Source organism: Huijunlia imazamoxiresistens (assembly GCF_037132455.1).
In the GTDB taxonomy this organism is placed as follows: domain Bacteria; phylum Bacteroidota; class Bacteroidia; order Chitinophagales; family Chitinophagaceae; genus Flavisolibacter; species Flavisolibacter imazamoxiresistens.
In genome coordinates this window covers 167,825-175,516 of the sequence record NZ_JBBBEI010000014.1, presented here as the reverse complement: position 1 = coordinate 175,516, position 7,692 = coordinate 167,825, and the positions used below count along the sequence as shown (strand labels likewise).

General features: G+C 49.0%; 6 protein-coding genes, 1 tRNA gene and 1 pseudogene. 3 read left to right on the top strand and 5 right to left on the bottom strand.

Annotation, left to right across the window (positions count from 1 at the left end; translation table 11 throughout):
- Positions 1 to 337: 337 nt before the first annotated feature.
- On the bottom strand, positions 338 to 2,041 hold the full coding sequence (locus V9K67_RS17425; RefSeq protein ID WP_336724572.1) for a Kelch repeat-containing protein: 1,704 nt from the start codon (positions 2,039 to 2,041) through the stop codon (positions 338 to 340).
- A 527-nt stretch (positions 2,042 to 2,568) separates the two neighbouring features.
- Positions 2,569 to 2,850 (bottom strand): transposase, encoded by a 282-nt coding sequence (locus tag V9K67_RS27180; RefSeq protein WP_414696781.1) that lies wholly within the window; start codon positions 2,848 to 2,850, stop codon positions 2,569 to 2,571.
- A 466-nt stretch (positions 2,851 to 3,316) separates the two neighbouring features.
- On the opposite strand from V9K67_RS27180, the pseudogene tnpA reads away from it, so the two are divergent.
- Positions 3,317 to 3,526 (top strand): annotated as a pseudogene (gene tnpA, locus V9K67_RS27175) (IS66 family insertion sequence element accessory protein TnpA); the annotation flags it as partial.
- Between the two features lie 188 nt (positions 3,527 to 3,714).
- On the opposite strand, the gene V9K67_RS17420 reads toward tnpA, so the two are convergent.
- Positions 3,715 to 3,936 carry a hypothetical protein gene (locus V9K67_RS17420; protein WP_336724571.1) on the bottom strand — a complete coding sequence of 74 codons (222 nt, stop codon included), beginning with the start codon at positions 3,934 to 3,936 and terminating at the stop codon, positions 3,715 to 3,717.
- Positions 3,937 to 4,303: 367 nt separating this feature from the next.
- Between V9K67_RS17420 and V9K67_RS17415 the strand changes: the two genes are divergently transcribed.
- Positions 4,304 to 5,002, top strand: coding sequence for a S24 family peptidase (locus V9K67_RS17415; protein ID WP_336724569.1), 699 nt, complete (start codon positions 4,304 to 4,306; stop codon positions 5,000 to 5,002).
- A 227-nt stretch (positions 5,003 to 5,229) separates the two neighbouring features.
- Here V9K67_RS17415 and V9K67_RS17410 read toward each other — a convergent pair whose 3' ends face one another.
- Complete coding sequence (locus tag V9K67_RS17410; protein ID WP_336724567.1) at positions 5,230 to 6,507, bottom strand: tyrosine-type recombinase/integrase; 1,278 nt, start codon at positions 6,505 to 6,507, stop codon at positions 5,230 to 5,232.
- 85 nt (positions 6,508 to 6,592) lie between these two features.
- Positions 6,593 to 6,677 (bottom strand) — tRNA-Ser (locus V9K67_RS17405).
- A 308-nt stretch (positions 6,678 to 6,985) separates the two neighbouring features.
- On the opposite strand from V9K67_RS17405, the gene V9K67_RS17400 reads away from it, so the two are divergent.
- Positions 6,986 to 7,558, top strand: a complete 573-nt coding sequence (locus tag V9K67_RS17400; protein WP_336724565.1) for a Crp/Fnr family transcriptional regulator — start codon at positions 6,986 to 6,988, stop codon at positions 7,556 to 7,558.
- The last annotated feature ends 134 nt before the right edge of the window (positions 7,559 to 7,692 follow it).

The window sequence follows — 7,692 nt, the reverse complement described above, 5'->3', positions numbered from 1 at the left end:
AGTTAGGTGGGCTGCAGGAGGAAGATTAGGGAATAAGGCATGAGGCCTTAACCCTATATTTCCCGCTGACACAGATCGTTTTACACCCTCCAGGGAGATCCCGGACCGCCTCAATGGCCACTTTTGCCTTAAGTGGTGCGCTGGAATTGCGTCTTGTTTTCTTACTCATGGATCAGTAATTTAGAGTGCTTATCACCTTAACTCACTGTCCCGGAATTGGGGAGCATTATACCTTTGATCGCTTCCCGTATACACGTTTTAGCCGCAGGGGCAATAACCTCGCATAGGATGTTCCTTATATGAAGTGGCATGCATTTCTTTTGGAATGGGAGGCGGGTCATTCCAAATCCAACGTATAGGTCTCATTGGGTGTTTCTGCAGCAGAGCCCAAAGCATCGGTCTGAAAATAAAACTTGTTTCCCCTGTTGCCTAGGGATTTCAGAATCCGGGGATTGCGCATGGAAGAAATCGGGGAGAATGTTCCGTTGGCCGGGTCGTATTCCAGACAGGAGTTTTGCATTTCATATCCGTACCAGAGGCCGAAAAAATGATATTTTTGGGCGGTCAGGAAATAAGCTTTGTTGTTATAGGTAATAATCTGATACTTTTCGCCTGGCAGGGGGCCGCCCAGGGCCGGCAGGAGCAGTTGCCTCCAGGCATTCTGCTCAGGGTCGTACTGCCAGAACTGCTGGGTGAACGTAGTTGTATAGCCCGGGTCTCCAACCGGAACGGCACCGTAGAAGGCGTATCCTTTTTCTCCCAGCGAAAAACAGGTCGGCATTCGCTGGAGAGCTCCCGGGAAATCTGCTAACCGGGTCCAGCGGCTGGCAGTGGGGCTGAACTTCCAGAACTTTTTGTAGGGAAGCGGATCGCCGCAACATATACTCAGGCTGTCCCAGTTGGCGCCCATGCCTATATAGAATTCGTTATTCAGTTCAAAACCTGCCAGGTAGTCTATGGATTGGTAAGGCAGGGAATCCATGGCATGCCAGGTGGAAGTGCCAAGGTCCAGCCGCCACATGATCCTTTGGAAACCGCGCTGGGGATCCACGGGGATGTTGTTCTTGTATTTATAGTTTATCTCTATTCCACCGAGCACATAAATATTATTGTTATAATAAAAACAGGTGGGTTTTTCGAAATAGCGGGGATTCACCGTGGTCTTTTTTGTCCATTGCTCGCGCTGGAGATCGAACTCGTAAAGAAAACCGTTAGTCGATCCATCCGGACCATCATGCCCATTAAACAGAGCTCCGCCAACAAGAAAACCCTTTTGAGAGGAGGAGCAGCTGCCAAAAGAGTATAAGCCATAGGTGGAAGTATTGTTGTTCCGCGGGAGGGCAGGGGCGGTTATTTGTGTCCATTTTCCCATTAACAATTCAATGGAAGTTCCGGACTGTACTTTCAGCCCTTTGCGTTCCAACTGAAGCATATATTTGCCTGCAGGAACCGAGCCTGGAACACTGAAATTGATGGAACTGCCCATATCCCAGTTCACCGTACAGGCATAGGGGCCTAGATACACTTTCGTTCCCTTCACTTCGTTGTAGCCGGTGGTCTTAAAATTAGTATAGACATTTGAGGGTTCCTCCTTTTTCAGCAAGGGAGAAGTATTGCCGTTGTCAATTTGCAGTATCTTCAGCGTATCGGTGGCCCACTCCTTTACCGGGCTATAGAGCCTTTTGTTTTTATAGGTGGCGCATAGCCGGGAAATATATTGGGAGGCCTGATGTAGCCCGGACAAACGCACCGTGCGGGTATAGGGGGCGGTAAGCTCCGCTGCAACAAGCAGGCTGTCATAACCCTGGTTAAAATCTGCGGTCGGGCTCCATTGGAGCCAAACCTTGGAGAAGGCTTCATTCTCCGGGACATTTACCTGGCACGTCAGGTCAAAGTCATTGATATCCAATTTTGCAGCAGTTGTAAGGTACAGGGCGGAATCCCCAATGGGCTCAGGCTGGGTAGCCTGGGATAAGGCGTCTTTTTTCTTACAGGAAAAAAGCACCAGAAAAACGGGCAACAGTGAAAGAATCTTTTTCATGGCAGTGGGTACGTTTTGGTTGCCGGGCGTTGGCGTTCATAATTTCCTCCGGCCTATTGGTTTGGTGGGCTATGGCTTTCCTTGGAAGCTATAGACCTTCGGTAAGTTAGTTTAATTTACAAAGGTAAGGGTGCTTCAATATTTAGGTTTTTGAGGAATACTTTTTTTGTTGATGTTTTTGTACTGTTGGCGGCCCCAGCCGCCGGAAAATCCTTATTTTAATTCCAAAAACCCGCCGAACAGGAGTTACCAGAGATAAACAATGGTCATGGAGGCAGGCGAGCACTTGCAAGCGGAAGTCGCCCGGGAAATTGAAAGTTATTTAATCGACAGGACACTATAGAAAACGAAAAAGCGGATAACCCTCCCGGACTCGCAGAGTAGGGCTTCCGGCCGGGCAACCATATTTGCAAATTTTTTGACGAGGATCCGGATCTATACGGGACTAGCCGACTGACCACCTACGGCATCGCCGTAAGCAGACGAGCAAATACATGAATTTACCCGTCTAAGTGAATTAGCAAATGTTATTTGAAGAAAGATTTAAGCCAAAAGTTCTTTGATAGAATGCCTGCTCGATGCTTTGCCTGGAAGTTGGTTAGCTTTAAAATATAGGTTTCACCGAAATCAGCATGTTCTGCAATGTTTGCATACTGGTGATTCGCAGAAACATCCGATTGGACCTCTTTCCACATATGATCCATTGCGTTTAACTCAGGGCATTGCTTCGGTAACCATATCAATTTGATATTCAGTTCTTCGGCTAAGGTTTGGCTTTTGGGTCTGATCGTTAAGGTAAAGGACAGCACCAACTACGCCACCGTGTAAGCACACGAGCAGCAGCATGTTGCCCGGGGATCATAAATTCTAAATCCATAGTCCTGCTGGTTGCCCTCACCCTTGACCTCGTTGTCGTTTTCCTTTCCATTGAACCCATAACGATATGAACCTGAGACAGTTGATGGCCGGGGCATTTTCATTCCGAAGGAATGGTTGTCAACTTCCTTGGAAGCCTTGTCCAGCTTGATCTTTCAAAGAGCGCTGCATTTTTCTTTTCTACTCAAATTGGCTGTTTTCCGTTATTTTTCCAAGCCTTTTTCGCTTGCTTTAGGACCTAAATAAATTTATGGCTAAGTAAGCATTCGACGATCCACGTCTTGCCCTGAGCCTCGTTTCGGAATAGTTTTGCCCTAAATGATTCCCATGCAAACGACCCACCAGGCAACCATGTATGCTCTTCTGGACCAGAAACAGCCCGACTAAAGTGTCCGCGAGTTTTGCAAAGCCAATGGCATTAAAGAGGCCTCTTACTACTACTGGCTGAAAAAACGCAAGGAGCCAACTCCTCAACCGGAGCAATCCTTCATCCCCATTGAGGTGTCCGGATCTGCAAACACCTTACTGGCTTCGGTGCAGTTGCCGGGCGGAGCGTTGATCTCCATCTATCATCCCGAGGCCTCTACCTATGTTTCAGCCCTACTCTGACCACTATGCTTGCCCTTCACGATAACCGCAGGTATTTTCTCTACCAGCCGCCGGCTGATGGACATAGTATCACCCATCAAGCCGCCTGGCAACATGCTGCTGCTCGTGTGCTTACAAGAATCAAGAATCAAAGGGTTGGGGATGGCTTTTCTGAAATGTACTCCCGCAGTTCATGCAATTTGAGTTTTTTATTTAGTTTTTCTCAACTCCTTAGGCTTGGTGATGGACCCAACCGCATACATAGTGGCGTACTTACTTACGCGCGCATTCTTTCTATTGATACGCTGCCTGGGAGATGAAGGAGTTTTGGTTAATGGAGAGTCGGCAGCCTCCATCTCCTTCAGCGTTTCAAACAGGGCGTTGCATAGCGCCGTGAGTTTCGTCTTATAATAATTGAGTTCTTTAGCCATGATCAATATTTTTAAAGGATAAATTTGTTTCATGGGGACCTGGGGCAGGACAGCTAGTTGGAAAAATTGGTTCTTTTCCGGGGTAAGGTTCGAGAAATTATCTCGGCCTTTTCTTCCAGGATGTATTCGCTGATGGAACTTGTTTTTCTTCCGTATGTTACCTGAAGTCTGAAATGACCTGGGCAGGGTAATCAAAAAACTATATTGCCGGTTTAGAAAAAATGACGGATTTTCTGGAACCAAATGGTTCTTCTAATGAATGAACCAAAATTACATTGTAAAGATAGTGTGCGTTTTTCTTACAAAAATCATTTTGTGTTAACTTTTTTTACATAATCCCGTACCTTGTTGTAATATTTTTTCCCCAATGGCTAAGGTGTTATCTGATATTGATACGTTACTGGAGAGTATTAAAGTTCTAACCGGCCTTACCCAGGAACAAATAGCCCAAAGGATAGGCTATACCCGCCCTTACATGAGCCAGGCAAAGAAGTCCGGGAGCGAAAAGCTGTTCAATTTGCTTCGCCGTGAATTTGCCAAAGAGCTGGAGCATCATATTCAAATCCCGGAAGCACCGTACTCGGTAAAAAGAGGAAACCAACTCAATATACCTGGTCCCGGTGGCCAGGGAATCCTTTATGTTCCCATTGCTGCACAGGCAACCTATTCCAGGGCCTTTTCCGATCCCGGATACCTGGATCAATTGGAACGGGTGCACTGGCCGGGATTTCCCTACCAGGGGGAACATTACCGGATTTTCGAGGTTTCCGACACCGATATGGATCCAACCTTCAGGGAGGGGGCGTTCCTTGTTACGGAATACGTAGCGCCCGCATTCTGGGAAGGGATAGCGGATTTTTATGTCTATGTGCTTGTTACCGATGATCAGGTCCTTTTAAAACGCGTGTACAAAAAAAGCCCGGAAGAGTGGGTGCTGATAAGTGATAACGCGGAATTCCATCCGCAGACTGTCTTTCCGGCAAACCATCTGAAAGAGCTGTGGCTGGTGAAAAGAAAAATGGAGTGGGAAGTTGTTCTTCCGAAAAAGTTTGACATAAGTGTATGACCAGTAAAGGGGAATATGCTTTGACCCTCCCCGGGTTAAAGCCTGACCAGCGGCCGACCGGAAATCCAGCTCCCCAGGGCCAAAGAGCAGTCAAGGCAGAAAGTAGAACCCTGAACCGGGTTATGGGACCTGAGTTGGAGGGCTTTTTATATGCTCCTTCTAAATTGTTGCCGTTTCCACTGCTTTCGAATTATTAAGACCCTGGTGTGCGTCGGGCCTCCCTTCTGCTAAAATGAAGGGGACTTTTGGACAATCTGCTCCCGGTAAATATCCTTGACCTTTTTTGCGTACCGCTCTGTCATGAGCGTGGAACTGTGGCCGTACAATTCCCGGAGTGCCTCCAGATCAATGCCGGCAAGGATCTTGTCGTTTGCGCCCGTATGTTTCAGGGCGTACTGGTGTTTGTCAATGCCCAGTTTATCCATGACGATCCGCTTCCACAGCCTGGTGACCGTATCCCGTTTGATTTGCGTGGGAGAGGGCAGGAAATAGTCTGTCCGCATGGTGCCGCTGATCCCGGTTTTGTAACCGGTCCCCCTCATGGGCTTGCCGTACCTGGGCTGGGAGCCGGCACCCCGGTTTCCGCTCCCTGAAGTGAACGGGGAGCCGAAAACATAATAGTCCGACGGGTATAGCTCCAGTTTCAATTCGCGCAGGAATAATTGCAAATGGTTGTTTATGGGGACCTTCCGGATGGTTTTGGTCTTTGAGTTTTCCGCCTCAAGGTCCGGCAGGATGGTGATTAGGCCCTCCTCCAGGTTCACCGACCGGATCTTGAGGGCCAGCACTTCTTTGGGGCGGATCCCCGTGTGGTAGATCACCATCAGGTAGACGAAGAACCGGTAATGGTGGATGAACAAGAAATCGCGGAGTATTTCCTTTTCTTCCTCGGTCAGGGGCACGTACTTCTCGGTTTCGGTAACCGGAAGGGGTTTGATACGATGGGCCGGGTTGAACCGGGTGGCTTCGAAGTCGTCCAGGTGGGAGAGGACCCCGGAGAGGTAGCCCCGGTGTTTGTTATAGGCTTTGTTCGACCACTTCCGTTCTTTTTTGATCTGCTCCAGCATCATCCGGATATGGGGGCGTTCGATTTCCACGACAGGCCGCTCCGAAAGGCCCAGGGTGGTGGCGGCTTCCTGTACGAACTTGACCGTGCAGCCGTAATCCTGCCGGGTCTTTCCGGAGACAGAAGCATGCTTCAAGGCAAAGTCCAGGGCTTGGTTGAAGGGCATCTGGCGGAATTCCTCTTCCGGGCTGGGCTTTTGCACCTGCTCAAAGGGATGCCAGCCGGACTGCAGCTGCTGTTGCCAAAACTTTTTGAGGGCATTGCCTTCCCGGAGCCGTGATTGTTTATCCTTATAAAAGTTGATGCCGCCGCGGAATTGCTTGCGTTTGATTTCCCCGGTGTCGAGGTTGGTAATGGAAAAGTGGATGAACCAGTTTTTTTCGAGGTTGAAATGGTAGTGGCAGAGGGCCACTTCGGAGTAGGAGATTTGAGGGTTCATAGCGCGGGCGTGTTTGAGTTTGTGTTTGAGGTACCACGCCGACGCTATGCAACTCCTTGAAAATCAATGATCTTTTTAAAAGATGCGGAGAGAGAGGGATTCGAACCCCCGGACCTGTTACAGTCAACGGTTTTCAAGACCGCCGCATTCGACCGCTCTGCCATCTCTCCGCGGCAAATATAGGGGCAACATTTGACTCAGCAAATTTTTTAAAGAAAAGTAGGTTCCTTTTTTAAAAATTTTCCCCTCCGACATTCCGGCCAGTTCCACAGTTAACCAACTGCTACAGCCCGTATACCTGCAACACCACCCGGAAATACTATTTCGGTTTATTCTTTTCCCTAAAAACTAAAAATTGATCCGTCAATAATTTTAAACCACCAGGTGCAGTCTTTTGCTGTTTCATCATCCTAAATAAACCATCCTTCCGTATTTCCTTCCTGTATATTTAGGGGAGAAATCAACCGGACAACAGCCTATGTGGGAACTTATCTTGGACAACATCGCCCGGGCCGGAGTGCCTCTGAGCGAAGCGGAAAGCGGGGTGCTGCAGTCGCTGTTCACCCACAAAAAATACCGCAGGAACCAGTACCTCCTGCAGCAGGGCGAGGTGGCGCGCTACGAGACCTTTGTGCTGAAAGGGCTCACCCGCACCTACGAACTGGACGACAAGGGACAAGAGCACGTACTTTTTTTCGGTCCCGAGGACTGGTGGGTGGGCGACCTGTACAGCTTTTTATCAGGCGCGCCTGCCACCTGCAACATCGACTGCCTGGAGGATACCGAGGTGCTGCAGATCTCCAAAGGAAGCCTGGACCGCCTGTATGCCGAAGTGCCGCAGATGAACCTGTATTTCCGCCTGAAGCTGCAAAACGCCTTTATCGCCCTTAGCCGGCGCATCTCTTCCAGCCTGAGCAAGCCGGCGGTGCAACGCTACCAGGAGTTCCTGGAGCAATATCCCCGGCTCGAACAGCGAATCCCCAACCACCAGATCGCTTCCTTCCTGGGCATCACGCCCCAAAGCCTCAGCCGGCTGCGCAGCCGCCACTAAAAACCGTTAACATAGGTGAATGGATTTTCTTATCAAAGGTGATTGGAAAAGGGCTTTTCGGAAGTGCATTTTTGCAATAGAAACCGGCACGCATCCAAAAGGAACGTGCCTTTGTTCACCGCTAAAATCGTTTA

Excerpts from the sequence above, each read along its gene's own strand:
- V9K67_RS17425 (WP_336724572.1), bottom strand. The coding sequence starts at position 2,041 with ATGAAAAAGATTCTTTCACTGTTGCCCGTTTTTCTGGTGCTTTTTTCC.
- V9K67_RS17420 (WP_336724571.1), bottom strand. The coding sequence starts at position 3,936 with ATGGCTAAAGAACTCAATTATTATAAGACGAAACTCACGGCGCTATGC.
- V9K67_RS17415 (WP_336724569.1), top strand. The coding sequence starts at position 4,304 with ATGGCTAAGGTGTTATCTGATATTGATACGTTACTGGAGAGTATTAAA.
- V9K67_RS17410 (WP_336724567.1), bottom strand. The coding sequence starts at position 6,507 with ATGAACCCTCAAATCTCCTACTCCGAAGTGGCCCTCTGCCACTACCAT.
- V9K67_RS17400 (WP_336724565.1), top strand. The coding sequence starts at position 6,986 with ATGTGGGAACTTATCTTGGACAACATCGCCCGGGCCGGAGTGCCTCTG.